At 64.1% G+C, this 26,450-nt stretch carries 18 protein-coding genes and 1 pseudogene; 9 read left to right on the top strand and 10 right to left on the bottom strand.

Annotated elements, in window-relative coordinates; translation table 11 throughout:
• The first annotated feature begins 429 nt into the window (after window positions 1-429).
• The 4 genes from X750_RS160110 (at window position 430) to X750_RS160125 (ending at window position 7,760) form a co-directional block, all read left to right on the top strand.
• Window positions 430-4,419, top strand: a complete 3,990-nt coding sequence (locus X750_RS160110; RefSeq protein ID WP_023746691.1) for an SEL1-like repeat protein — start codon at window positions 430-432, stop codon at window positions 4,417-4,419.
• Between the two features lie 193 nt (window positions 4,420-4,612).
• Window positions 4,613-5,536: a sulfite exporter TauE/SafE family protein gene (locus tag X750_RS160115; RefSeq protein ID WP_023746690.1), complete on the top strand. Its 924-nt coding sequence runs from the start codon at window positions 4,613-4,615 to the stop codon at window positions 5,534-5,536.
• On the top strand, window positions 5,536-6,327 hold the full coding sequence (locus tag X750_RS160120; protein ID WP_023746689.1) for a TIGR02186 family protein: 792 nt from the start codon (window positions 5,536-5,538) through the stop codon (window positions 6,325-6,327). The genes X750_RS160115 and X750_RS160120 overlap by 1 nt, the downstream gene beginning before the upstream one ends.
• A gap of 176 nt (window positions 6,328-6,503) precedes the next feature.
• Window positions 6,504-7,760 (top strand): Hsp70 family protein, encoded by a 1,257-nt coding sequence (locus tag X750_RS160125; RefSeq protein ID WP_023669606.1) that lies wholly within the window; start codon window positions 6,504-6,506, stop codon window positions 7,758-7,760.
• A gap of 4 nt (window positions 7,761-7,764) precedes the next feature.
• Here X750_RS160125 and X750_RS160130 read toward each other — a convergent pair whose 3' ends face one another.
• Window positions 7,765-8,664 (bottom strand): LysR substrate-binding domain-containing protein, encoded by a 900-nt coding sequence (locus tag X750_RS160130; RefSeq protein WP_023703451.1) that lies wholly within the window; start codon window positions 8,662-8,664, stop codon window positions 7,765-7,767.
• A 278-nt stretch (window positions 8,665-8,942) separates the two neighbouring features.
• Here X750_RS160130 and X750_RS160135 point away from each other — a divergent pair, with 278 nt between their 5' ends.
• From X750_RS160135 to X750_RS160145, 3 genes are read left to right on the top strand one after another with little or no spacing between them, the layout of a single operon-like run.
• Complete coding sequence (locus X750_RS160135) at window positions 8,943-11,873, top strand: molybdopterin oxidoreductase family protein (protein WP_023746688.1); 2,931 nt, start codon at window positions 8,943-8,945, stop codon at window positions 11,871-11,873.
• A complete protein-coding gene (locus tag X750_RS160140) occupies window positions 11,870-12,598 on the top strand; it encodes a 4Fe-4S dicluster domain-containing protein (RefSeq protein WP_023681970.1) in 729 nt (242 codons plus the stop codon). Before X750_RS160135 ends, X750_RS160140 begins: the two co-directional genes overlap by 4 nt.
• Window positions 12,599-12,601: 3 nt before the next feature.
• A complete protein-coding gene (locus X750_RS160145; RefSeq protein WP_023746687.1) occupies window positions 12,602-13,540 on the top strand; it encodes a DmsC/YnfH family molybdoenzyme membrane anchor subunit in 939 nt (312 codons plus the stop codon).
• 12 nt (window positions 13,541-13,552) lie between these two features.
• Here the strand turns inward: X750_RS160145 and X750_RS160150 are convergent, their stop codons facing one another.
• Window positions 13,553-14,431, bottom strand: a complete 879-nt coding sequence (locus X750_RS160150; RefSeq protein WP_023688709.1) for a LysR substrate-binding domain-containing protein — start codon at window positions 14,429-14,431, stop codon at window positions 13,553-13,555.
• 95 nt (window positions 14,432-14,526) lie between these two features.
• Here X750_RS160150 and X750_RS160155 point away from each other — a divergent pair, with 95 nt between their 5' ends.
• Window positions 14,527-15,498 (top strand): quinone oxidoreductase, encoded by a 972-nt coding sequence (locus tag X750_RS160155; protein ID WP_023746686.1) that lies wholly within the window; start codon window positions 14,527-14,529, stop codon window positions 15,496-15,498.
• A gap of 4 nt (window positions 15,499-15,502) precedes the next feature.
• Here X750_RS160155 and pdeM read toward each other — a convergent pair whose 3' ends face one another.
• The 5 genes and pseudogenes from pdeM to X750_RS160175 all read right to left on the bottom strand — a co-directional run bounded on the left by pdeM (window position 15,503) and on the right by X750_RS160175 (window position 21,644).
• Window positions 15,503-16,219, bottom strand: a complete 717-nt coding sequence (gene pdeM / locus X750_RS160160) for a ligase-associated DNA damage response endonuclease PdeM (RefSeq protein ID WP_023688711.1) — start codon at window positions 16,217-16,219, stop codon at window positions 15,503-15,505.
• Window positions 16,216-18,776 (bottom strand): annotated as a pseudogene (locus X750_RS01000000162600) (ligase-associated DNA damage response DEXH box helicase). The gene pdeM and the pseudogene X750_RS01000000162600 overlap by 4 nt, the downstream one beginning before the upstream one ends.
• 197 nt (window positions 18,777-18,973) lie before the next feature.
• A complete protein-coding gene (locus tag X750_RS160165; protein WP_023730950.1) occupies window positions 18,974-19,834 on the bottom strand; it encodes an NlpC/P60 family protein in 861 nt (286 codons plus the stop codon).
• A 28-nt stretch (window positions 19,835-19,862) separates the two neighbouring features.
• Complete coding sequence (locus X750_RS160170; protein ID WP_023669596.1) at window positions 19,863-20,213, bottom strand: MarR family winged helix-turn-helix transcriptional regulator; 351 nt, start codon at window positions 20,211-20,213, stop codon at window positions 19,863-19,865.
• Between the two features lie 69 nt (window positions 20,214-20,282).
• Window positions 20,283-21,644, bottom strand: coding sequence for a leucyl aminopeptidase family protein (locus tag X750_RS160175; protein ID WP_023746685.1), 1,362 nt, complete (start codon window positions 21,642-21,644; stop codon window positions 20,283-20,285).
• Between the two features lie 237 nt (window positions 21,645-21,881).
• On the opposite strand from X750_RS160175, the gene X750_RS160180 reads away from it, so the two are divergent.
• Entirely contained in the window at window positions 21,882-22,703 is an 822-nt protein-coding gene (locus tag X750_RS160180) for a tetratricopeptide repeat protein (RefSeq protein WP_023669594.1), read from the top strand.
• 113 nt (window positions 22,704-22,816) lie between these two features.
• Here the strand turns inward: X750_RS160180 and X750_RS160185 are convergent, their stop codons facing one another.
• The 3 genes from X750_RS160185 to X750_RS160195 are packed head-to-tail and all read right to left on the bottom strand — an operon-like array spanning window position 22,817 to window position 26,421.
• Window positions 22,817-23,833 (bottom strand): type II secretion system F family protein, encoded by a 1,017-nt coding sequence (locus tag X750_RS160185; RefSeq protein WP_023738192.1) that lies wholly within the window; start codon window positions 23,831-23,833, stop codon window positions 22,817-22,819.
• Between the two features lie 39 nt (window positions 23,834-23,872).
• The gene (locus X750_RS160190) at window positions 23,873-24,886 is read right to left on the bottom strand and encodes a type II secretion system F family protein (protein WP_023703461.1); all 1,014 of its coding nucleotides are present in this window, start codon (window positions 24,884-24,886) and stop codon (window positions 23,873-23,875) included.
• Between the two features lie 29 nt (window positions 24,887-24,915).
• On the bottom strand, window positions 24,916-26,421 hold the full coding sequence (locus tag X750_RS160195; RefSeq protein ID WP_023703462.1) for a CpaF family protein: 1,506 nt from the start codon (window positions 26,419-26,421) through the stop codon (window positions 24,916-24,918).
• Between the last annotated feature and the right edge of the window lie 29 nt (window positions 26,422-26,450).

Here is a 26,450-nt window from a genome sequence, read left to right as displayed (position 1 = left end):
CCTGAGTGGAAGCGGGGGCATGCTTCCAGTCGTGGTTTCAACTAATTCATCGCAAAAGGCACGAACGGCGCCCCTCTTACGTTTACGTCAATTCTATATCGATAGCCGCCGCATGACGCAAGGGCGTTCTGGGATTGCGAAACCTTATGCCGCACCCCCGGCGCCGGGTCCGAACGGGCACCGCCTGTATTTCAGCAATGCCGTAACTTCTTAAGCTTGGTTAACACCTTGTTTACCACGATGGGTGAAATGTGCGGATGTCGGTCACCCGTGTTTATCCTGTAGCGAATTTTTCACGGTTTTTCGGAGAGCGGGCCTGGCCCGGGAAGCTCGTCTTCCGCCGCAGCAGTGCCGCGCGGCTGCCTTCGTTCCCGACAAGGACTTGGGAAACTGGCAGCAAGCCGGCCATTCTGAAAAACGGATGCATCGATGAACAGCAAGCGGTCCTATCTCGATACACTCAACGCCGGCAGGCCGCGCAGGCCGAACACCACACTTGATGAATTGAACCGCTCGCTGGAAACGCTGGAGCAGCGGCTGGAGCGCAAGCGCGAGGACGCCGCCGAGCGCTTCGATCCGCGCCGGCCGCCGGCAGAGCCGCGCTACGCAAGCGCCCAGCCCTACGCCCCGCCGCGCTGGTACGAGGACCCGCAGCCCACGCCGCGGCCGAAAGGCGCCGGGCCGGCCGGCTTCGACCAGAACTATCAGGCGATCGCGCGCGACATCGACCGCGTGCGCGGCCAGGAAGACAGCGTCGCCGTGGTCGGCAAGATCGCCGGCGAATTGCGTGGCCTGCGCGAGGAACTGCGCCATCAGATGACGGCCGGCCTGCAGCGCGAATTCGCCGCGTTGCGCAAGGACATCGAACGGGCCTTCCAGGCGAGCAACCAATCGGGTGGTCAGGCAGGCGGCTTGCCCGGCAAGGGCAGCGCCGAACTCGGCGTCGAATTCGAGCGGCTGTCCGGCGCAATCCAGACGCTGGCCGAGAAGAGCGACGACCGAAGCGTCAACATGCTGCGGCTCGAGCTCGAGCAGGTAAAGACGGCGCTCGACACATTGGCGCGCGAGGAAAGCGTGCTGAAGGTCGACCGCCGCTGGGACGATTTCGACCGCCGCTGGAGCGCGTTCGAGGACCGTGTCGACGCCGACCAGCGCAACCGTGCCGACGGCCCCGGATTTTCGGCCCTGACCGACCGGCTCGAACAGATCAGCAATGCCGTCCACAATCTGCCGGAATCGCTGTCGCTGCGCTCGATGGAAGAAAAGGTCCGCACCCTTGCCGGCGCCGTCGATCATTTCGTCAGCCAGCAGAGCAACCGCGGCGGCGACACGCTTGGCCTGATCGACGAACGGCTTGATGAGATTTCGCGCGCCATCGTCGCCTCGACCGTCGCCGCACAGGCCAATTCCTTCGACCCCGAACCCTTTGAACGCATCGAGAAGCGGATCGCCTCGCTGGCGCAGCAGATCGAGGAAGTCGTGCAGGTTCGTCCGAGCGGCGAGGTTCTCGACCGTCTCAGCACGCTGTCGAACAGGGTCGACGAGCTTGCCGGCCGCGCCAATCTGCCGGAACAGGCGATGGAGCGCCTCGGCAAGCAGATCGCGATGATCGCCGACAAGATCGACCGCGCCCCGGCCATGCCCGACGCCGACTATATCTTCCAGGGTCTGGAACAGCGCTTCGACGTGCTGTCGGGCATGATGGAACGTCGGCAGGGCGATGCCATCGAACAGGGCAACATGCTGTTTCGCGATCTCGAGCGGCGGCTGGACGAGGTTGCCGACCGGCTGGACCAGCGCCAGCCGCAGGCTGACAGCGCCGGCATCATGGACGCCATCGACGCACGCTTCACCGCGCTCGCCCAACGCATGGAGACGCGCATTCCCGATCCTGCCAACGAGGCGGCGATCCGCGGCCTGGAAAGCCGGCTCGAAGACATTTCAAGCCGGCTGGAATCGTCGGCCGCGCAGGTCGCCGGCATCGATCCGGCACTGATCCGCAGCCTTGAGGCGCAGGTCTCCAGCCTATCGGCGCATCTGTCGAAGCCCGGCACGCCGCTGCCGGAATTCGAGGACATCAGCCCGCGCCTCAACGAAATCGAGAAGTCGCTGGCCGGAACCCGCGAATCCATCATGGGCGCGGCACGCGAAGCAGCCGAGAGCGCCGTGCGCTCGCTGGCAGATTCCAACGCCAACACCGCGGCCGTTACCGGCCTTGCTCAGGATCTGAAGACGCTGGAAGCGCTGACGCGCCGTTCGGACGAGCGCAATTCACGGACATTCGAGGCTATCCACGACACGTTGCTCAAGATCGTCGATCGTCTGGGCTCGCTGGAGACCAGCGAACCGGCCGAGGCGGTGAGCGAGCTTCTGGATGCCCAGGCCGAGCCGGCGCGGCGGGCCCGCGCTGCACGCGCCTCCAAGATTTCGGTGCAGGACGCGCCGTCGATGGATATCGACCAGCCGCTGCCGCTGACCGGAGACATGGCCGATCTCGACGGCCGCGCCGCCGCCATCATGCGCAGCGAGCCGGATATGCGCGCCGACCCGGGTACGCGTAGCGACCCGGTCATGGGCAGCGAACCCGTACGGCGCTCGCCAGCCGAGGCTGCCGCGGCCGCTGCCCAGGCAGCGCTCGGTTCCGACAGGATTGCCGAGAAAGGCGAAGCCACGGCCAAGAAGTCGCTGTTCGGTGGATTTGCGCGCGCCTTCAGGGGCAAGAAGCCGGCTGACATGCCGCCGCTTGCCGGCTCGGGGCCCAATGTCGACCTGCCGAGCGTCGATCTCGACGAGCCGCTCGATCCGAAGCTCGCCAACCGGCCGTTGGAGCCGGGCTCCGGCGCGCCCGACCTCAACGCCATCATGAAGCGCGTACGCGACGAACGTGGCCCACCGGTGCGCCAAAACTCCGGCGATGCGTCGAAATCCGACTTCATTGCCGCGGCCAGGCGCGCGGCGCAGGCCGCGGCCGCCGAGGCCGACGCGTTGAAACGCCAGTCTACCATGAAGGGCCCGGTCAAGGCGCTTCGTATCGGCGACCTGCTCAAGGCGCGGCGCAAGCCGATCCTGATGGGAGCGGTCGCGATCATGCTGGCGCTTGCCGGCCTCCAGTTGGGCAAGGCCTTCTTCGCCGACCCGGTCGAGGTCGCAAGCAACGATACAGCGCCGATCGTCGCCTCGCAGCCGGTCGAGACTGCCTCGGTCAACGCTGCCAGCCAACCCAAGGCAGAACAGCAGGTGGCCGTTCAGGACGTGCCGGCCCGGATCGTCAGGCAGGCGGAGCCCACGGAACCGGCAGCTGGCAACGATGCGCCAATGAATGCGGCCTCGGTCGCTGGGCCCGAAGTGCCGGCGGTGGAGCCCGCGCCAGCGCCGATGGCTTTGGCCGATCCGGCCCCCGCGCCAAATGCAATGCTGCCGACGACCGCCACTGCGGAACCGGCGGCTGCCGACGCGCAGCCTGCGGCCGCCGTCGTGGCGCCCTCGGCCTCGGATACGACGGCGTCGGATACTACCGGCGCCGTTCCGCCGGCTGATGCCGCGGTAGCACCTGTCGTGGCCAAGATAGACGTTCCGGCCGATGCCGGCCCGCAAGCCTTGCGCGACGCGGCTGCCGGCGGTGACGCCAAGGCGCTGTTCGAGCTCGGTTCGCGCTATGCTGAATCGCGCGGCGTCAAGGAAGACATGGCGGCAGCGGCCAAATGGTACGAAAAGTCGGCCGAGCTCGGCTTCGCACCGGCGGAATACCGCATCGGCAATTTCTACGAGAAGGGCATCGGCGTCACGCGCGACGTCAAGAAGGCAAAGACCTTCTACCAGCTCGCCGCCGCGCAGGGTAATGCCAGCGCCATGCACAATCTGGCCGTTCTGTTTGCCATGGCCGCCGACGGCGTGACCGACAATGAATCGGCCGCGCACTGGTTTCAGGCGGCGGCCGATGTCGGCGTCAAGGACAGCCAGTTCAATCTCGGCATCCTGGCGGCAAAGGGCGTCGGCATGAAGCAGAGCCTGGAGGAATCCTACAAATGGTTCGCGCTCGTCGCCAAGACCGGCGACAAGGATGCGGCTGCAAAGCGCGACGAGGTCGCCACTGCGCTGCGCCCCGAACAGCTGGAGCGGGCGCGCGCCGCCACGGAACTGTGGAAGCCGAAGCCGCTCGACCCGGCGTCCAACTCGGCCGATATTCCTGAATCCTGGCAGGAAGGCACGCCGCAGACCACCGCCAGCGTCGACATGAAGAAGGCGGTCAAGAACATCCAGCTCATCCTCAACAAGAACGGCTACGATGCCGGCGGCGCCGATGGCGTGATGGGCGGCAAGACCAAGACCGCAATCATGGCTTTCCAGACCGACAACAAGATGCAGGCGACCGGCGAAATCGACGAAAAGCTGGTGAAGGCGCTGCTGGCGCACAAATAACGGCAGATGCGTCGCTAACGCGACGCCCTTGCCATACATTTGCCTGTTAACTGCTTGAGATGTTTTTTGTTTCGGTAGGGCGGCGGGGTTTGATCCCACTGCCCCGGCGGTGCAAGAAAGAATTGGCTTTTCGGTGCGACAATGCCCTGGAATGGCTGCAATCGCCGACAGGCAAACTGATCGAGACTGACGGGTGGGCATCTATCTCCCGATCGCGGAAATTTCCGTCAACGTCTTCGTGCTGCTGGCAATGGGCGCGGCGGTGGGTTTCCTGTCGGGCATGTTCGGGGTCGGTGGCGGCTTTCTGATCACGCCGCTCTTGATCTTCTACAACATCCCGCCGGCAATCGCCGTTGCCACTGGCGCCAACCAGGTTATCGCCTCCTCCTTCTCCGGCGCGCTGTCGCACATGAAGCGCGGCACGCTCGACTTCAAGCTCGGCGGGGTGCTGCTGGCCGGCGGCATCGTCGGCTCGACCGGCGGTATCTTTGTCTTTGCCTTCCTGCGTCGGCTCGGCCAGCTCGATTTGTTCATTTCGCTGCTCTACGTCGTGCTGCTTGGCACCGTCGGCGGGCTGATGCTGGTCGAGAGCATCAATGCGCTGCGCGCGACGCGCAGCGGTGCGGCGCCGGTCTTGAAGAAATCCGGCCAGCACAACTGGATCCACCGGCTGCCGCTGAAGATGCGCTTCAGGGCCTCGAAGCTGTTCGTCAGCGTCATTCCGGTGCTCGGGCTCGGCGCCGGCATCGGCTTCCTGTCGTCGATCATGGGTGTCGGCGGTGGCTTCATCATGGTGCCGGCGCTGATCTACCTCCTGAAAGTGCCGACCAACGTCGTTATCGGCACCTCGCTGTTCCAGATTATTTTCACCTCGGCCTACACCACGCTTGTCCACGCCACCACCAACCAGACGGTCGACGTCATGCTTGCCTTCCTGCTGATGGCGGGCGGCGTTGCCGGCGCGCAATATGGCGCCAAGGCAGGACAGAAGCTGCGCGGCGAACAGCTCAGGGCACTGCTGGCGCTGCTGGTGCTGGCGGTCGCGATCCGGCTTGCCATCGATCTCTTCGTCACGCCGCCAAACCTCTATTCGCTGACCGCCGCGGGCCTGAACTGATGCTGCGGTGGGGGATTTTTTCAGCCGCCGTTTTGCTTTTCGCCCTCGCTCTGCCGGCGGCAGCGCAATCGCCGAACCCCTTGCCGGAAGGCATCCAGATCGGTCTCTCCACCGACGCGGTGTCGATCACGGCCGGCTTTTCCGGCGCCGACCTGACCATTTTCGGTTCGCTGGAAAACCCCGACCCGCTGGTCGCGCGGCAGGGGCGCTATGACGTCATCGTCGTGCTCGAAGGGCCGCCGCGGCCGGTTGTGGTGCGCCGCAAGGACCGGGTGCTCGGCGTCTGGGTCAACCTGGAATCCGAGACCTTCGAGAACGTGCCGGTCTCCTACTCCGTCGCCACGACACGGCCGCTGCAGGACATCACCGAACCCAACAGCTACAAGCAGCTGTCGCTCGGCGCCTCCAACCTTTACATGCAACCGGGCGACGTAACCGACAGTCCGGCGACGATCGAGGAATTCACCGTGGCGCTGCGCGAGCGCAAGGCGGCGACCGGCCTCTACAGCGAGAATGTCGGCGGCGTGCAGTTCTTGTCGCAGAACCTGTTTCGCGCCACGGTGCGGCTGGCGCCCAACGTCCCGGTTGGAACCCATAAAGCCCGCGCGTTCCTGTTCAAGAGCGGTCTGTTCCTCAAGGAAAGCTCGGCCCAGCTCGAAATCCGCAAATCGGGCTTCGAACAGTCGATCTTCCGCGTCGCGCATGATTACTCGTTTCTCTACGGCGTCTTCTCCGTGTCGCTGGCCATGATCACCGGCTGGCTGGGCAGGCTGATTTTCCGCAGGGATTGACGCGCAGGACCCATTTCCGGGGAAAAGGGGTTCCCCTTTTCTCAGTCTTGCGATAGACCGCCGCCTCCCAACCCTCGGGTAACACGCACAATCATTCGGCAGAGCGGTCAGGCCTCTGGACGGCGCGCGTCTTGCGGACGCCTGCCACAGCGACGACCCAATGACAGGAGGCTGCAATGCACCAGGCATTTGGCGGCATCGATTTCGGCACGTCCAATTCTACGGTGGGCGTGATCCGCAACGGCCAGGCACGGCTGGTGGCGCTGGAAGGTGAACAGCCGACATTGCCAAGCGCGGTTTTCTTCAACTTCGAGGACGGTCACACCTATTTCGGCCGCCGCGCCATTGCCGACTACACCGATGCCATCGAAGGCCGGCTGATGCGGTCGCTGAAGAGCGTGCTCGGCAGTTCGCTGGCGCATGAGAAGACGCGGATCAAGGCCCGGCAGATCGGTTTCATCGACATTGTCGGCATGTTCGTCGGCCATTTGAAGAAGCGGCTTGAGGAAGATGCCGGCGCTCCGGTGGAGAACGTTGTGCTCGGCCGGCCGGTGCAATTTGTCGACGACGATGTGGAAGCCGATGCCAAGGCGCAAAGCGAGCTTGAAAAAGCGGCGCGCGCGCAAGGCTTCAAGCACATCGCCTTCCAGTTCGAACCGATTGCGGCAGCACTCGACTATGAGCAGGACGTGAAGCGCGAGGAACTGGCGTTGATCGTCGACATGGGCGGCGGCACGTCCGACTTCTCGATCGTGCGCGTTTCGCCGCAACGCGCCCGCTCACGCGACCGCAAGGACGACATCCTCGCCAACCGAGGCATTCATATTGGCGGCACCGATTTCGACCGGCTGCTCAGCATCGCCCATGTCATGCCCAAGCTCGGCTATCTCTCGCCCACAAAAGACGGCAAGCGCAACCTGCCGGCGAGCTATTTCATTGATCTCGCGACGTGGCAGCGCATCAACCTCGTCTATACTGCCAAGGCGATGACGCATCTGAGGCAAATCCGCTTCGAGGCCGTCCGCGCCGACCTTGTCGACCGCTTCATCCATATTGTCGAGCACCGTTACGGCCATGCGCTGGCCGGCCTCGTCGAACGAGCCAAGATCGCGCTGACGGATCAGGCTTCGGCCGATGTAACGGTGGCGCTGCCTGGCGCGCATTTCGCCGCCGAGATCTCGCGGACCGGCCTGGAAGAGACCATCGCCGCCGACATCGAGCGGGTGTCCGCTACGGTGCGGCAGACGATTGCCGATGCCGGCATAACGGCCTCTGCGATCACCGCCGTATTCCTCACCGGCGGTTCGACCGCGATCCCGCTGGCACGGCGTGAAATCCTGTCGCTGGTGCCGCAAGCCGCCGTTATCGAGGGCGACATGTTCGGCTCGGTCGGCCTTGGCCTGGCGCTGGATGCGCAGCGGAAGTTCGCCTGATCGCTTACGCCGGATTGCTGACGGCTTCAGCGCCGAGATGCGCCTTGAGCGCCATCTGGGCCAGGCTTGCCTGGCGGTCGCGATGGGTGATCATGGCGAAGTCGCGCTTCGGCAGTTCGAGCGGCACCGACCGGAGACTGCCCTCGGCGACGGCGCGTCCGACGACGAGGTCCGAGATGATGGTGGCGCCGGCGCCGGCCTCGACCGCCTGGCGAACCGCCTCGTTGCTCGGCAGCACCAGAAATATCTGCAGGTCGCCAAGCGATATCCCCTCGCGGCGGGCCAGGTCCTCCAGCACCTCGCGCGTGCCCGAACCACCCTCACGGATGATCCAGCGCAGCCCTGTGATATGCGGGCGGCCCGGCGCGATCTCGGCGATTTCGGGATGCGAGGCGGCGACGACCAGCATCAACCTGTCGACGTCGACCTTGGTGCGGCGGAGGATGTCTGACTCGGTGCGCCCCTCGACCAGACCGAGATCGGCGGTGCCGTCGAGCACATTGGCCTCGACCTGCCTGGTGTTGCCGATGCTGACGCTTAAGCGCACCGCCGGGTAGGCTTCATGGAAAGAGGCCAGCCTGCGCGGCAGCCAGTAGCTGGCGATGGTCAGGCTGGCGGCGATCGACAGGCTGCCGGCGACCGTCTGCGAGACATGCTCCAGCACATTTCGGGCGGCGGCGGCGCGTTCCAGCACCGCCTTGGCCTCGGGCAGGAAACGGTGGCCGGTCTGAGCCAGCTCGATGTTGCGGCCGACACGGTTGAACAGATGAACGCCATGCTGCTCTTCCAAAGCGCGGATGGCCGCCGACGCCGCCGACTGGGAGATGCCCAAAAGCTCCGCCGCCTTGGTCATATGGCCGCGTTCGGCAACGGCAACGAAAATGCGCAACTGGTCCAGCGTCATGTGTGCATTAAGAACCAATTCCGATCGAATTTACAAGAACAACTGATTAGACGGATCGATAGCTTTATTCTACTTTTTCAGTCGAAGTTAGAAAGAATTCGCCAACAAATCGCGGCCAACAAAATGATCGGGCGGTTCAGATCCCTGTTTGCGCATTGGACCCGTGGCCTCAGGCGGCGGCTGGCCGGCGATCGATATCATCCTGAAGAACACTATATGCGTGGCCCCGGACCGAAGACGCGGGCCAAATTCGCAGGTAGCAAAAGCACGCCGGCATCATGAACCCAGCTGCGCCGCGCGGAGCCAATTCCGCACCGTCGCAACGGCCGCTTGGCGATACACGCGCGCCTGATGAAGGCGACGGCGTCGACACCTCGCCCGCTATCTCCGACAGCATCGCCAAGACCACCTGTTATATGTGCGCCTGCCGGTGCGGCATCGACGTCCACATCAAGGACGGCAAGGTGCGCTACATCAACGGCAACAAGGCCCATCCGGTTAACCGCGGCGTAATCTGCGGCAAGGGCAGCTCCGGCATCATGCAGCACTACAGCCCGGCGCGGCTGAAGAAGCCGCTGTTGCGCAGCGGCCTGCGCGGCTCGGGCGAATTCCGCGAGATCGAGTGGGAGGAAGCGTTTTCGATTGCGACCGAGCGGCTATCGAATATCCGCCGAACCGATCCGAAAAAGCTCGCCTTCTTCACCGGGCGCGACCAGTCGCAGTCGCTGACCGGCTGGTGGGCGAGCCAGTTCGGCACGCCGAACTTCGCCGCCCATGGCGGCTTCTGCTCGGTCAACATGGCGGCCGGCGGGCTCTACACGATCGGCGGCTCGTTCTGGGAGTTCGGCGAGCCGGACTGGGACAATACGAAATACTTCATGCTGTTCGGCGTCGCCGAGGACCATGATTCCAACCCGATCAAGATCGGCTTGGGTAAACTCAAGGCGCGCGGCGCCAAGGTGGTGTCGATCAACCCGTGCCGCACGGGCTACAACGCGATTGCCGACGACTGGATCGGGATCCGGCCCGGCACCGACGGCCTCTTCGTCTTCGCCCTAATCCATGAACTGCTGAAGGCAGGCCGCGTCGATCTCGATTATTTGCTGCGCTACACCAACGCCCATGTGCTGGTCGTCCAGGAGCCGGGTGCGGCGGACGACGGGCTGTTCCTGCGCGACAGCGACAACAATCTTCTCGCCTGGGACAGAGTGGCGAAGACAACCATCAACGCAGCCGATGCGGATGCGAAACCGGCGCTGACCGGCAGCTTCACGTTCGCCGGCCGCCGTTGCGTGCCGGTGTTCCGGCTTATCGCCGACCGCTACATGGACGACAGCTACGCACCCGATGCGGTCGCGGCACGATGCGGCATTCCGGCCGACACCATCCGCCGGATCGCTGCCGAACTCGCCCACGTCGCCTTCGAACAGACGATCGAACTGCCGGTTGCGTGGACCGACTGGGCCGGACGGCGGCACGAGACGATCAAGGGACGGCCGGTGTCGATGCATGCCATGCGCGGCATCTCGGCCCACTCCAACGGCTTTCACTCCTGCCGTGCCATCCACCTGCTGCAGGTGCTGCTCGGCACGGTGGACGTGCCCGGCGGCTTCCGTTTCAAGCCCCCCTACCCGCGCTCGGCGCCCCCGGGACCGAAGCCGGCCGGCAAGGTGGTCAGGCCGATGACGCCGCTCGACGGCATGCCGCTCGGCTTCGTCTGCGGGCCGGACGATCTCCTGGTCGACGAGGCCGGCACGCCTTTGCGCATCGACAAGGCTTATTCCTGGGATGCGCCGCTCGCCGCGCATGGGCTGATGCATACGGTCATCCGCAATGCGTGGGCCGGTGACCCGTACCCAATCGACACGCTGATGATGTACATGTCGAACATGGCGTGGAATTCCTCGATGAACACCGTCGAGACCATTGCCATGCTCACCGACCATGACGAAGCGGGTAACTACAAGATCCCCTTCATCATCTATTCCGACGCCTATTATTCCGAGACGGTGCCGTTCGCCGACCTGGTGCTGCCCGACACCACCTATCTCGAACGTCACGACTGCATCAGCCTGCTCGACCGGCCGATCAGCCATGCCGACGGGCCAGGCGACGCGATCCGCCATCCGGTGGTCGAACCGGACCGAGATGTCAGGCCGTTCCAATCGGTGCTGATCGAACTTGGCGCTCGGCTTGCCCTGCCCGGCTTCGTCGAGGACGGTGGCTTGGCCAGATATGCCGACTATGCCGACTACATCGTCAATCACGAACGCACGCCGGGCATCGGCCCGCTGGCCGGCTGGCGCGGCAAGGACGGCACTTCCGTCGGCAAGGGCGAAGTCAATCCCGACCAGTTGCAGCGCTACATCGGCAATGGCGGCTTCTGGCACCAGGATTTTGCTGAGGACCAGCGCTATTACAAGATGGCCAACCGCTCCTATCTCGACTTCGCAGAGCAGATGGGGTTCATCCCCAAGGCCGAGCCGATCGTGTTCCAGCTCTATTGCGAACCGATGCAGCGCTTTCGCCTCGCCGCGCGCGGTCATGGTCGCGTCCAGCCGCCCGAGAGCGAACGCCAGCGCATCGAGACCTATATGGATCCGCTGCCGTTCTGGTTTACGCCGTTCGAAGAGGCCGCGGTCGATCCGCAGAAATACCCGCTGCATGCGCTGACGCAGCGGCCTATGCACATGTATCATTCCTGGGGCTCGCAGAATGCGTGGCTGCGGCAAATCACCAGCCAGAACCGCCTGTTCGTGCACCACCAGACCGCGGCAGTTCTCGACCTGGCCGACGACGACTGGGTGTGGATCGAAAGCATCAACGGCCGGGTGAAGGGACAGATCAAGCTGGTCGACGGGGTCAATGCGGATACGGTCTGGACATGGAACGCCATCGGCAAAAGGCGCGGCGCCTGGGGGCTGAAGGACAACGCCGCCGAGAGCAATCGCGGCTTCCTGCTCAACCACATCATCGGCGACCAGACCTCGGCCGATGCGAACGGTAAACGCTATTCGAATTCCGATCCGGTCACCGGCCAGGCGGCGTGGTTCGATCTCAGGGTTCGCATCGTCAAATGCGCCTCCGAAGAAGCCGGCTTCACCGAGCCGCAATTCGAGCGCTTCAGCCAGCCGCCAAATGTCGAGCCTTCGCCCGACATCCTTCGCTTCGGCGCCGAGTTCCGCGTCCATAGGGAAGCCGTGGAATGACCTGCCTTCCCGCCCATACAGACAAGAAGCTTGGCCTAGTCATCGACCTCGACACCTGCGTCGGCTGCCAGGCCTGCGTCACCGCCTGCAAGGAGTGGAACACCGGCGGCCACATGGCGCCACTGACCGACATCGACCCCTATGGCGGCCGTGTCGACGGCGTCTGGTTCAACCGCGTGCACAGCTACGAGCACACGACCGAGGCGGGCGGGCGCACGGTCAACTTTCCGCGCTCCTGCCTGCATTGCGAGACGCCTGCCTGCGTCACTGTCTGCCCGACCGGCGCGTCCTACAAGCGGGCGTCGGACGGCATCGTGCTGATCGACGAAAGCAAATGCATCGGCTGCAAACTGTGCAGTTGGGCCTGCCCCTATGGCGCGCGCGAATTCGATACCGACGTCGGCGTGATGAAGAAATGCACGCTGTGCGTCGACCGTATCTACAACGACAATCTGGCCGAGGAAGACCGCGTGCCGGCCTGCGTTGCCGCCTGCCCGACCAGCGCCCGGCATTTCGGCGACCTCGGCGATCCCACCTCGGCGGTATCGCAACTGGTGGCGGAGCGTGGCGGCGTCGACCTGATGCCGGAGATGGGTTACAAGCCGACCAACAAATATCTGCCGCCGCGCGCCCAGCGCGCCGCATCGGTGCCGGCGCCAAGGCTCGAGCCAGTCACGGTCGAAGGCGGTTTTCTTGGCTGGATCGACCGCATGCTTTCGAACTGACCAATGCATCCAGCCTTTTCCGTCGTTTTCTTCACCACTGCTACAGGAGCGGGCTACGGACTGCTGGCGCTGCTCGGCGTGCTTGGCGGACTGGGTTTTATCCCGGCCCATTTCTGGCTCGGCCTTATCGGCATGGGGCTGGCGCTTGGCCTGATTGCCGCCGGCCTTTTGTCGTCGACCGGCCATCTCGGCCGGCCCGAACGCGCCTGGCGCGCCTTTTCGCAATGGCGTAGCTCCTGGCTGTCACGCGAGGGTGTATCGTCGGTCGCAACCTTCATTCCCGCCGGGCTGTTCGGCATCGGCTGGGTGTTTTTTGGCCGCACCGGAGGCTGGATGGCCATCGCCGGGTTTCTCGCAACTATCGGCGCAATCGTCACCGTCTGCACCACCGGCATGATCTATGCCTCGCTGAAGCCGATCGCGCAGTGGCATAGCCCGTATACGCTGCCGGGCTATCTCATCTTTTCGGCGATGACCGGCAGCGTGCTGTTGAACGCGCTGCTGCAGGCTTTCGCCATCAGCCCGACCGCCGTTGCGGTAGCCGCCTTGCTGCTGACCTTGCTCGGCTGGGGCTGGAAGCTGGCGACGTGGCGATACAATGACGCGCTGGAGATCGCGACCACCGCCAACACGGCGACAGGGCTCACTGGCGGCACAGTGCGCTCGCTGGAATGGCCGCACACCGAGGAGAACTACCTGCTCAAGGAAATGGGTTTTCGGATCGCGCGCAAACATGGCGCAAAGCTGCGGCTGATCACGCAGTTGCTGGCTTTCGCCTTGCCTGCCCTGCTGCTGCTTTCTGTCTTATTCGCTTTGCCCTGGCCATTCGCAGCGGTGCTGTCGGTGCTTGCGGCAATCGTCCAGTTCGCCGGCATGCTGGTCGAGCGCTGGCTGTTCTTCGCCGAGGCCAAGCACACCGTCACCCTCTATTACGGCCGGTAGAGCGTCCCGCCGTCAGGCGGCCCGTGCTCGTGGCGCCGCCGGCAAATCCTTAAGCAGGATTTCGATCGCGGCATCGATTACAGCTGTCCTGCGGTCGTGCGCGTAAAGGCCGTATTGGACCGTGAGCGGCTCGGGCAGGCCGGCTGACGTCTTCAGCACCCGCATCGAAGCGGTGCGCACGGATTCGGGCGGAAGCAGTCCAACGCCCAGTCCGTTCTCGATCGCGGCCTGAAGGCCGGTGACGCTCTGGCACGACAGGACGATCCGGTGCTCCCGGCCGGCGGCGACCAGCGCCTCGATCATCCGCCTGCGCCAAGGGCAGGTTGCGCCGAAGGCGGCGAGATCGAGTGGCCGGTCATGGTCCAGCACATAGTCCTGGGCGCAGACCCACTGCAGTTCGACGTTCCATGTCGTCACGGCATCGGCCGCGACGACGGATGTCGGGGCAATCATGACATCCAGCGCATCCTCGCTCCAAAGCCGTCCCAGCGCGACGCTGTGCTCGACCATCGCGTCGAGGCTGATGTCGGGATAGGTGCGATGCAGCCGCCCAAGCGCGGCCGAAAGCGCGGCCGTGGTGACCTCTTCGGCAAGACCAATACGCACGCCGCCGCCAATGCTAGCCTGCTGCAGACGCGCCACCGCTTCGTCGCCGAGAGCGAGGATGCGGGTCGCGTATCCCAGAAAGAGCTCTCCCGCCGCAGTCGGTACGACACCACGGCCGGTGCGCTGGAACAAGTGCCGTTGGAGCAGGCCCTCCAGCCGGCGCATCTGCATGCTCATCGCCGATTGGGTCTTGCCGGTCTGCGCGGCGACCCTGCTCAGGCTACCTTGCCGGCAGACCGCGACATAGGTGCGGAGAAGGTCGAGGCCGATCTGCTCAGATATCATTTTGTTTGAACTCTGATGTCATAGGTATCAGTCTACAATGATATCTCGCCACGCGCTATCTCACACTCAAGAGAAACAGCGCAGGGAAGAAAACCATGAAAGCGATCCGTGTTCACCGCCATGGCGGACCAGATGTGCTCGCCTACGAAGATGTCGACATCGGCCAGCCCGGACCGGGCGAGGTGCGCGTGCGCAACCGGGCGGTCGGTCTCAACTTCGTCGACATCTATTTTCGCACCGGCGAATACGCGCCGCCCGCTCTGCCATTCATTCCCGGCAATGAAGGCGCCGGCGAAATCGTCGCCGTCGGTGAAGGCGTCAGCGGCTTCGCGCCTGGCGACCGAGTCGCCTATGTCGAGACCCTCGGCGCCTATGCCGAAGAACGCATCGTGCCAGCGCATTTCGTCGTGCATCTGCCCGACGCCATCGATTTCGAGACAGGTGCGGCGATGATGCTGAAAGGGCTGACGGCTCAATATCTGCTGCGCCGCACGTTTCGCGTCGAGGCGGGCCATACCATCCTGGTGCATGCCGCGGCGGGCGGCGTCGGCCTCATCCTGACGCAATGGGCCAAACATCTCGGCGCGACCGTCATCGGCACGGTCGGTTCACCCGAAAAGGCCGAACTTGCGCGCGCCAATGGCTGCGACCATGTCATCGACTACAGCAAAGAGAATTTCGCCGCACGGGTGAAAGAGGTCACCAACGGCGAAGGCTGCCACGTCGTCTATGACGGCGTCGGCAATGCGACCTTCCCCGCCTCGCTCGACTGCCTGCGGCCGTTCGGCACCTTCGTCAGCTACGGCACGGCGTCGGGGTCGATCCCGCCATTCGACATCATGCTTTTGATGCAAAAGGGTTCGCTGTTCGCCACCTGGCAGTTGCTGTTCCATCATCTCGCCATGCGTGAGGACGTTGTCGCCATGAGCGAGGATCTGTTCAGCGTCGTCCTCAGCGGCGCAGTGAAAATCCCGGTGCACACAAGCATGCCGCTTGCCGAAGTGGCGGAGGCGCATCGCCGGCTCGAGGCACGGCAGACGACAGGCGCAACCGTGCTTATACCGTAGAAACTTAGCCCGGCCGCAGCATCGAACCGGAAATGGCGAAGATGCGCGCGGCGCCCATCATGTAGGCCATCAACGTCTCGCGGCGGAACAGGCCGGCATAGGCGCGGTCGAGCACGTTGAGCGAGCCGGTATAAGCGCCGAAGGCCGGCATGATCATGCGGCCGCCATCGCCGGCAAAGCAGCGCCGCCGCACCGAGCGGCCCTGCTGGACGATGCGGGCGCAAGGGTGAAGATGGCCGGCAACTTCGCCCTCGGTTCTTATCTTCGACGGCTCGTGGCGGAACAGCAGCGAGCCGATGGCGAGTTCGCGCACCGTCTCGCCGGGCAAATCCGCCGGCGCTTCCGGGTCATGGTTGCCGGCGACCCAGAACCAGTCGCGGCCGGCCATCAATGCTTCCAGCCGATCGCGGAAGGTTTGATGCATGCGCTCGGCGCCGCCGCCGTCGTGGAAGGAGTCGCCCAGGCTGATGACGATGGCCGGCTGGTAGTCCGCGATTACCGCCTGCAGCCGGAGCAGAGTGGCGCCGGTATCGTAGGGCGGGATCAGTGCGCCGCGCCTGGCAAAGGACGAGCCCTTTTCCAGATGCAGGTCGGAGACCGCGAGCAGCCTCAGATCGGGGAAATAAAGCACGCCGCGCGAATCACAGACCGCGCGCTCGCCCGCGATGCCGACAAAATCGGCCTCGGCGATCAGCGATGCCCGCGCCAGCGAAAAATTCATTCCTCAACCATCCCAGGACCCATGGCTTCCTCGACCAAAGTCGCGGCATCCATCAGCAGCGTTTCGTCGGCCTCGCCGTTCACCGGCATCTTGCCGATTTCGAGCATGATCGGCACGGCCAGCGGCGATATCTGTTCGAGTGCCTTATGCACGATTCGACCCTGGATACGCGAGAGCATGTCGGCAAGTCTGCTGACATCGAGCAGACCGGTCGCCGCGTCGGCGCGCGTCGCCTGCAGCAGGATGTGGTCGGGCTCATGGCTGCGCAGCACGTCATAGATCAGATCGGTCGAGACGGTGACCTGACGGCCGCTTTTCTCCTGTCCCGGGTGGCGCTTCTCGATCAGGCCTGAAATCAGCGCGCAGTTGCGGAAGGTGCGCTTGAGCAGCCAGCTGTCGGCCAGCCAAGCCTCGAGGTCATCGCCCAGCATGTCCTGGTCGAACAGAGCGCCAAGCGAAGGTTTCCGCGATTTGAACATCGCGCCCATATCGCCCAGCGACCAGATGGCCAGGGCGTAGTCGGTGGCGACGAAGCCAAGCGGCCTGGCGCCGGCCCTGTCCAGCCGGCGGGTGAGCAGCATGCCGAGCGTCTGGTGCGCCAGTCTGCCCTCGAATGGATAGGCCACGAGATAGTGACGGTTGCCGCGCGGAAAGGTTTCGATCAGCAGGTCGTCGCGTTTGGGCAATACCGATTTGTCGGCCTGGAACCGCAGCCAGTCCGATACCTGCTCCGGCAGCTTCTTCCAGCGCTGCGGGTCGTCCAGCATGGCGCGCACCTGCTCGGCGAGGTAAGTCGAAAGCGGAAATTTGCCGCCGCCATAATAAGGCACCTTGGCGTCGCTTCCCGGCGCACTCGAGACGAAGCATTCGTTCTCGCGGATGCCTTCGAAGCGCAGCACTTTGCCGGCAAACATGAAGGTGTCGCCATGCGTCAGCGTTTCGAGGAAGGCCTCCTCGATCTTGCCCAGAGCCCGGCCGCCGTGCGGAGCCGAGCCTTTGCTGCCGGCCTTGACGTAACGCACATTGAGCGCCGGCACCTCGATGATGGTGCCGACGTTCAGCCGATATTGCTGCGCGACGCGGGGATTGGAGACCCGCCACATGCCGTCCTTGTTGAGGCGGATGCGGGCGTAGCGCTCGTAGTTCTTCAGTGCGTAGCCGCCGGTGGCGACGAAATCGATGACGCGGTCGAATGTCGGCCGGTCGAGGCTGGCATAGGGCGCTGCTGTCAGCACTTCCTCATAGAGATCGTCGGCGCGAAACGGCGCCCCGCAGGCGCAGCCCAGCACATGCTGCGCCAGCACGTCGAGCCCGCCATCGACCAATGGCGGCGTATCCTGCGCGCCGAGGTAGTTGGCGTCCAGGGCTGCCCGGCACTCCAGCACTTCGAAACGATTGGCCGGGATGAGGATCGCTTTCGAGGGCTCGTCCATGCGGTGATTGGCGCGGCCGATGCGCTGCGCCAGCCGGCTGGCGCCCTTGGGCGCGCCGACATGCACGACCAGATCGACATCGCCCCAGTCGATGCCGAGGTCGAGCGTCGAGGTGGCGACGATGGCACGGAGCGCGTTTTCCCCCATCGCCTTCTCGACGCGTCGGCGCTGGGCGACATCGAGCGAGCCGTGATGCAGCGCGATCGGCAAGGTATCCTCGTTGACCCGCCACAATTCCTGAAACAGCAGCTCGGCCTGGCTGCGGGTGTTGACGAACAGCAGGGTGGTCTTGTGGCGCTTGATCTCGCGGTAGATTTCCGGCGTCGCATAGCGCGCCGAATGGCCGGCCCATGGCACGCGCTCTTCCGAATCGAGGATCGAGATTTCGGGCTTCGCGCCGCCGGTTACGACGATGAGCTCAGACATATCGGGACTTGCCAGGCCTTTGGGCGGATTCTGGCTCACCAGCCAGCGCCGCAACTCGTCGGGCTCGGCCACCGTTGCCGACAGACCGATCGTCTGCAGGCCGGGCACGATGCTGCGCAGCCGCGCCAGCCCGAGCGCCAGCAGATGGCCGCGTTTCGATGTCACCAGCGAATGCAGCTCGTCGAGCACGACATAGCGCAGATCCTCGAAGAAGCGCCCGGCATCGCCGGCCGCAATCAGCAGCGCCAATTGCTCGGGCGTGGTGAGCAGGATATCGGGCGGCGCCAGCTTCTGGCGCTGTCGCTTGTGGGAAGGCGTGTCGCCGGTGCGCGTCTCGATGGTGACGGGCAGGCCGATCTCCTCCACCGGCTTGCCGAGGTTGCGCTCGATGTCGACGGCCAGCGCCTTGAGTGGCGAGATGTAGAGCGTGTGCATACCGCGCCGTGCCGCGCCAGGCTTGCGCTTGGGACGGTTGGCCAGTTCGGTAAGCGACGGCAGGAAGCCGGCCAGCGTCTTGCCGGCGCCGGTCGGTGCGATCAAGAGCATCGATTGCCCCGCTTGAGCCTTCGCCAGCAGCTCGATCTGATGAGCGCGCGGCGACCAGCNGGCGACCAGCCTTTTTCGCCGAACCATCTGATGAATGGTTCGGGCAGAAGGACGGCGGCATTCTGTTTGGCAAGGCGCGGCTGCTCGGTCACGCGAAAGAGGTAGCGCGATGGCGCGCGATCGCCAAGGAAAATCGGAACAAAAGGTGATCGGGTGAGCTATCCCTCGCCGCGTTTACGGGGAGAGGATGCCGGCAGGCAGGTGAGGCGCAGCGCGACCTTTCAGTCGCTGGCGTCGCCCCTCATCCGTCTTCGGGCACCTTTCCCCGTGAACGGGCGAGGAAGAGGCGCTAGGGCCGCCGAAACCCAGTCGGCCCGCCATACAGATACCCAATCCGATCAACCGCATCCTTCAGCCCTTCGCGCGAGACCAGCATGGTGTGGCCGTTGGCGTGGATCATTGTCTCGGCGTCGGTCATGATCGCGACATGGCCCTTCCAGAACACCAGGTCGCCGCGTTTCAGTCCGGCATAATCGAATCCCGGATCGAGCGGCTCGCCGAGGCCTGCCGCTTGCATGTCGGAATCACGCAGCACATTGCGGCCGGCCATGCGCATGGCCAGTTGCACAAGGCCCGAACAGTCGATGCCGAAGCCGGAGGTGCCGCCCCAGAGATAGGGCGTGCCGAGAAACATCTCGGCGACCGAGACATAGTCGGCGGCGATGTCACTGACCGGGCAAATATGGCCGGCGATCAGCGCCTCGCTGGAGGGCAACAGCGCATAGTGCGTGCCGCGCGTTTCGGCGGCACCGGTTACCGTCACCGTCGAGCCCATCGACAATTGGCCGCTGATCGGGAAGCGCAGATCCGGGCCAGGATAGAGGAAGGTGCGCGGCGCCGTGACGATGTGGGTTGGCGCATGCTCGCGTGCGCCCAGCATGGTGGCGCCGACGTAGCCGACATAGCCGTCGCGTTCGGCCTGGACCCAGGCCCATCCCTCGGCTTCCTCGAAGACAAGCACATCGTCGCCGAACAGTACCTGCGTGTTGACGCCGGCATCCGGGCGCGGTGCCTTGCGCACGTCAGCCACGGAGGCCGTGATCCGAGCCGGACGGCCGGTGACGAAGCGATCGGCCGAAACCTTCCCTTTCAGCCTTGCATCGGCGAGGTCGGAACGGAAGGCGTGGAGGCGGGCATCCCTGGCAGTCAAATCGGTACTCGTTCAATTCATGGATTGATCAGATGGGCAGTTCATGAGCCCTGGCAACGATACCATCCCCGAAGCGCTCGACAAAGAGCGCGCCTTCGACCGTGCGCCGGATCAGCACATTGCGCTTGTCGAGCTCGTCGCGATGGCGTGACACCAGTTTCAGCGCACCCATAGTATCGAGGGCGCGGGTGATGACCGGCTTGGTGACATTGAGGCGGGCTGCCAGGCCGCGCACCGTGTGCGGCGGCGGGTCGAGATAGATGGTGAACAGGATCGCCGTCTGGCGCATGGTGAGATCTGGCGCGCCGGCGCGCACCTGGGACAACATCACCTGCTGCCATAGTCGCATCGCCTGGCTCGGACGCATCGAAATCGACATCGCGCGAGCATGACGGCAAATTGTTTCGGTTCCGTTTCAGTTTAGAGGCAGTGTGCTTTGCTCACGACCCTAGGCATAGCGCCTCGAAATGACCCGCTCCAGTGCACGGATGCCTTGCGCCTCGCCGCCGGCGGGTCCATAGGGGCGATCGGACGGGTTCCAGGCGAAGATGTCGAAATGCGCCCAGCCCGTTGTCCGTTCGACAAAGCGCTTGAGGAACAGCGCCGCGGTGACCGAGCCGGCGAAACCGTCCGTGGTGACGTTGTTGATGTCGGCGATCTTCGACGCCAGCCTGCCGTCATAGGGCCGCCACAACGGCATGCGCCACAACGGATCCTCGACGGCCACCGAGGCCGCAGCCAGTTCGGACGCCAGCGCTTCGTCGCCAGTGTAGAAAGGCGGCAGATCGGGACCGAGCGCGACACGCGCTGCCCCGGTCAGCGTCGCCATGTCGATCAGCAGTTCCGGCTCCTCGTCATCGGCCAGCGCCAGCGCATCGGCCAGCACCAGCCGCCCTTCGGCGTCGGTGTTGCCGATCTCGACGGTGAGGCCCTTGCGGCTGGTCAGTACATCTCCAGGCCGGAAGGCGTTGCCGGCAATCGAATTCTCGACCGCCGGGATCAGGACGCGCAGCCGGATCTTCAGCCCGGCAGCCATGATCATCGAGGCCAGGCCCAGCACATTGGCGGCGCCGCCCATATCCTTCTTCATCAAGAGCATGCCCGACGACGGTTTGATGTCGAGGCCGCCAGTGTCGAAACAGACACCCTTGCCGACCAGCGTCACCTTCGGCGCGCCTTCCGGTCCCCAAACCATGTCGATCAGTCGCGGCGCTCCGACCGAGGCCCGGCCGACCGCATGGATCATCGGGAAATTCTGCTTCAGGAGATCATCCCCCTTGATCACCGACACCTCGGCCTTGTGAGTGGCCGCCAGGGTCCGCACGGCCTTCTCCAACTCGTCCGGTCCCATGTCGCTGGTCGGCGTGTTGACGAGGTCGCGCGCCAGGAAGACGCCGTCGGCGATGCGCCGGACGCGTCCTGCATCTACGCCGAGCGGCAGCGCAAAACGCAGCGTCTTGCCTGATTTCTTTCCGTAGCGAGTGAAGACGTAACCGCCGAGCACCAAGGCTATGGCCGCGAGTTCCGGCTCGGCTGGAGCGGCGGCAAAATGCCAGTCGCCTTCCGGCAAGGCTCTCGCCAGCATGCCGACCGCCAGCGCGCCCTCGCCATCACCGACGCCGAACAAGGCGCCGGCAAGGGAACCGTTGTCGCCGGGGACGGCGAGCGTCCTACCGGCTTCGCCGGAAAAGCCGTTGGCGGCCGCCCATGCGGTCATGGAAGGCGAAAGCCCCAAGGCCTCCAGTCCATCGCTCGCGACCAGATGGACCGGCAGGGCAGTGTTTAGTGTCTCGACGAGTTCGACGGGCATTCGATGGTCTCCGGGAGGCTTGCAGGTCGTCCTCAGTCAAGTGACAGGGACGTCGGATGATTTCAACATCTATGCACAGGGGCCGGCATGGGACTGCCAGGCCAAAGGCTTCCGGCGGGCCGTTCACCGATCCGACGGCTCACTTTTTAACTGTCCGTTAGGGTTAACAGAATATTTCTGCGGGGATGAAGATGGCCACGTGAATGGCCACGCGCAGGAATGGAGAGCCCCGTGCCGATGCCCACCAACCGCAGGATGAACGTCACGGGCAAACGGTTGGTCACCACGGCACTGCTGATGGCGCTGGCGGCCGGTGTTGCCGGGTGCGGAACCAGCAAGCTCACGACCGGCTCGATCGGGCGCACCAGCGGCAAACCGCTGGAAACCATGTCGGCCAGCGAGTTGCACGGGGCGACCGGGCGGCTGGGCGAATCCTACGCAAAGAACCCCAACGACAAGCGGCTGGCGACAAATTTTGCGGCGGCGCTCCAGATGGACGGCGATGCCGACCAGTCGCTTGCCGTGATGCGCAAGCTGGCGATCGCCTACCCCAAGGATCGCGACGTGCTTGCCGCCTACGGCAAGGCGCTGGCCGCCAACGGCCAGTTCGAGCCGGCGCTCGACGCCGTGCGCCGGGCGCAGACGCCGGAATATCCGGACTGGCGGCTGATGTCGGCCGAGGCCGCCATTCTCGACCAGCTTGGCCAGAAGGATGAAGCGCGCCAGAACTACCGCAAGGCGCTGGACCTAAAGCCGAACGAACCCTCGATCCTTTCCAATCTCGGTATGTCCTATGTGCTGGAAGGCGATCTGCGCACCGCCGAGACCTATATGCGCTCGGCAGCCCAGCAACCGAATGCCGACAGCCGGGTGCGCCAGAACCTTGCGCTGGTCGTGGGACTGCAGGGCCGCTTCGACGAGGCCGAGAAGATCGCGTCGCAGGAGCTTTCACCCGAACAGGCGCAAGCCAATGTAGCCTATCTTCGCCAGATGCTTGCCCAGCAGAACGCCTGGAGTCAGCTCAAGGATCAGGACAAGGCAAAGCCGGCGACCAACTGAGCGCCGCATGGGCGCCGGCTCCGCACAGCGCAAAATCCGTCCACATCTCAAAGCTGAAAACAAGAGCCGCACTGCATTGGCAGTGCGGCTCTTTTGTATGGCTGCAACGAGGCCTACTGGCTTGAGGAATTGTGCTGGTCGCCGAAGATGCCGCGCTGACTGACCTGAATGCCGGCTGGGCCCAGAATGATAGCGAACAAAACCGGCAGGAAGAACAGGATCATCGGCACGGTAAGCTTCGGCGGCAGGGCGGCGGCCTTCTTCTCGGCGGCATTCATGCGCATGTCACGGCTTTCCGAGGCCAGCACGCGCAATGCGTGCGCCACGGGTGTGCCGTAGCGTTCGGCCTGGACCAGCGCCTGGGACACTGACTTCACCGACTCCAGGCCGGTACGAGCCGAGAGGTTTTCATAAGCCTGCTTGCGCTCCTGCAGATAAGAGAGTTCGGCGTTGGTCAGCACGAATTCCTCCGCCAGCGCCACCGACTGCGAACCGATCTCCTCGGAGACCTTGCGCAAGGCGGCCTCGACCGACATGCCCGATTCGACGCAGATCAGCATCAGGTCGAGCGCATCCGGCCACGCCGCCTGGATCGACTGCTTGCGCTTGGCGGCACGATTGTTGACGTAAAGGATCGGCGCGTAGAAACCGGCGTAGGCGACAAGGATGCAGACGAACAGTTTCACGAAGGCCGGCCGGTCAGGCAGTCCGCCGAGCACGAACAGATAGATCGCTGCCAGCGCGAAACCGACAAAAGGCAGGATCAGGCGGAAGAACAGGAAGCGGGTCAGCGGGTTCTGGCCACGAAAGCCCGCCACCTTGAGCTTCTGCAACGTGCCTTCATCGGCCAACGCACGCCGCAGGTCCAGCCTGTCGACGATGTTGCGCATGCCGATCGACTGCTCTTCGCGCAGCCCCTTGCGGCGACGATCGGCTTCGTTGGCAAGCCGCGAGCGCTGCTTGGCGCGCAATTCGTCACGCTCCAGCGCCACCGATTTCATGCGCGCCTTGAGCTGATTGCCGCCAAGCGCCGGCAGCAACGTGAAGACGGTCGCGAACACCGCAACGCCGACCAGCAATGCGATCAGGAAGGCAGGATCGGTCAGCGATTTTACGACTTGGTCGGTCATCCGTTTTCAGTCTTTTCGTTCGAGCTTTCCAAGGTGGGCCTAAACTTCAAAGTTCATCATCTTGCGCATCACCAGAATGCCGATCGACATCCACACGCCGGAACAGCCAAGGATCAGATTGCCGGTGCTGGTGGTGAACAGCGGCATGATGTAGTTCGGGCTCGACAGATAGACGAGAAGGGCGACGACAATAGGCAGCGCGCCGATGATGACGGCCGACGCCTTCGCTTCCATGGACAGCGCCTGGACCTTGGCCTTCATTTTCTTGCGATCGCGAAGCACGCGCGAAAGGTTGCCTAGCGCCTCGGAGAGATTACCGCCGGCCTGTGACTGGATCTGGATAACGATTCCGAAGAAACTTGCCTCGCTGCACGGCATGGTCTCAGCCATGCGCAAGGTGGCGTCGGGGATGGACATGCCAACCTGCTGCGAATCGACGATCCGGCGGAACTCGGTCTTGACCGGCTCCGGCGATTCATTGGCGATCAGGCGAATGGCGTCGTTGAGCGGCAGGCCGGATTTGACGGCGCGCACGATGATGTCGAGGGAGTTGGGAAATTCGTTGAGGAACGCCTTGACCCGGCGCGCGCGGCGAAACGAGACGAACCAGCGCGGCAGGCCGAGCGCGCCGGCCAGAAGCGTACCCGGCAGGACAAGTAGCGGCGCGCCGGCGAGATAGGCGAGCACCGTCAGCGCGATGCCGCAAATGACGGAGTAGATATAGAAACGCTCGATCGAGACCTGCATGCCGGCCTGACGAATCTGGGCCTTCAACGGCGGCTTCTTGACGGCGAGTTCGTTGGTTTTCTGCTTTTCGTCGAGCTGTTTCAGCGTGTCCTGGACAGATTTACGCCGCTTGACCGCCTCCGCGACACGGTCGCGCGAAGCCTTGACGACCGAACGATCGGTCTCGGCGGCCTTGATCGTCTCGAGCCGCTTGCCGGCCTGCTTCTCGTTGCTCATCTTGGTGAACAGGAAGGCATAGGCGACCGCACCGGCGCTGAAGCCGGCGAGCACGATGAACGCCAGTACGGTGGTATCAATTCCGAACATCGACCTCAGTCCCCACGCCTCGATATGCGTTAGTCAGCGCGTTTCTCCATCGATTCCAGAGCATTGGCGAGGCGCTGTTCCTCGCCATAGTAGCGGGCGCGATCCCAGAAATGCGGACGGCCGATGCCGGTCGACACATGCTCGCCAAGCAGCCTTCCGTTCGAGTCCTCGCCCTTGATGTTGTAGAGCACGATGTCCTGCGTGATGATGACGTCACCTTCCATGCCGATCACCTCGGTGATGTGGGTGATGCGGCGCGAGCCGTCGCGAAGGCGTGCTGCCTGGATGATGACATCGACGGAGCCGACGACGATTTCACGCACGGTCTTCTGCGGCAGCGAATAGCCGCCCATGGCGATCATCGATTCGATACGGTTCAGGCATTCGCGCGGGCTGTTGGAGTGGATCGTTCCCATCGACCCGTCATGGCCGGTGTTCATCGCCTGCAGCAGGTCGAAAACCTCCGGTCCGCGCACTTCGCCGACGATGATGCGTTCGGGCCGCATGCGCAAGCAGTTCTTGACCAGGTCGCGCATGGTCACCTCGCCTTCGCCCTCGAGATTGGGCGGGCGGGTTTCGAGACGTACCACGTGCGGCTGCTGCAGTTGCAGTTCGGCCGAGTCCTCGCAGGTGATGACGCGTTCCTCGCGGTCGATATAGTTGGTCAAGCAGTTGAGCAGCGTCGTCTTGCCGGAGCCGGTACCGCCGGAGATGACGATGTTGCAGCGGACGCGGCCGATAATCTTGAGTATCTCGGCGCCCTGCGGCGAGATGGCGCCGAACTTGACCAGCTGATCGAGCGTCAGCTTGTCCTTCTTGAACTTGCGGATGGTGAGCGCGGTGCCGTCGATGGAGAGCGGCGGCGCGATCACGTTGACGCGAGACCCGTCAGGAAGACGGGCGTCACAGATCGGGCTCGATTCGTCGACGCGGCGGCCAACCTGGCTGACGATGCGCTGGCAGATGTTGAGCAGCTGCTGATTGTCGCGGAAGCGGATGCCGGTCTGTTCGACCTTGCCGTTGACTTCGATGTAGACGTTCTTGGAGCCGTTGACCATGATGTCGGCGATATCGTCGCGGGCGAGCAGCGGCTCCAGCGGCCCGTAGCCTAGCACATCGTTGCAGATGTCGTCGAGCAACTCTTCCTGCTCGGCGATCGACATTGCGAAATTTTTGATGGCGATGATGTCGTTGACGATATCGCGGATTTCCTCGCGCGCGCTCTCGGGATCGAGTTTCGCAAGTTGCGACAGGTCAATGGTGTCGATGAGCGCGGAGAAGACCTGGGTCTTGGTGTCGTAGTAGGTTTCGCTTTTTTCGCGCTGGATCTTTTTTGGCGGCTCCGGCGCCATCGACGGCGCCTCAACGGCACGGCGAGTTGGCGGCGTTGCCAGCGCTCCCGGCGGCGGCGCTGCCGGGGGTCGGGCAAGTACCGCCATGTCCGCAGGCGTTGCAGCAGCCGGCGCCGCTGACGCTGGCTGACGGAACTCCGGGGTGAACCGGCCGCCGTCGTCGGAGCCTCTTTTTCCAAACATGATCGACTACCAATTTCGCTTGAGAAGCG

This window comes from Mesorhizobium sp. LNJC391B00, assembly GCF_000502535.1.
GTDB lineage: Bacteria > Pseudomonadota > Alphaproteobacteria > Rhizobiales > Rhizobiaceae > Mesorhizobium.
The sequence above is the reverse complement of the archived record's forward strand: the minus strand, read 5'-3'. Positions and strand labels throughout refer to the sequence as shown.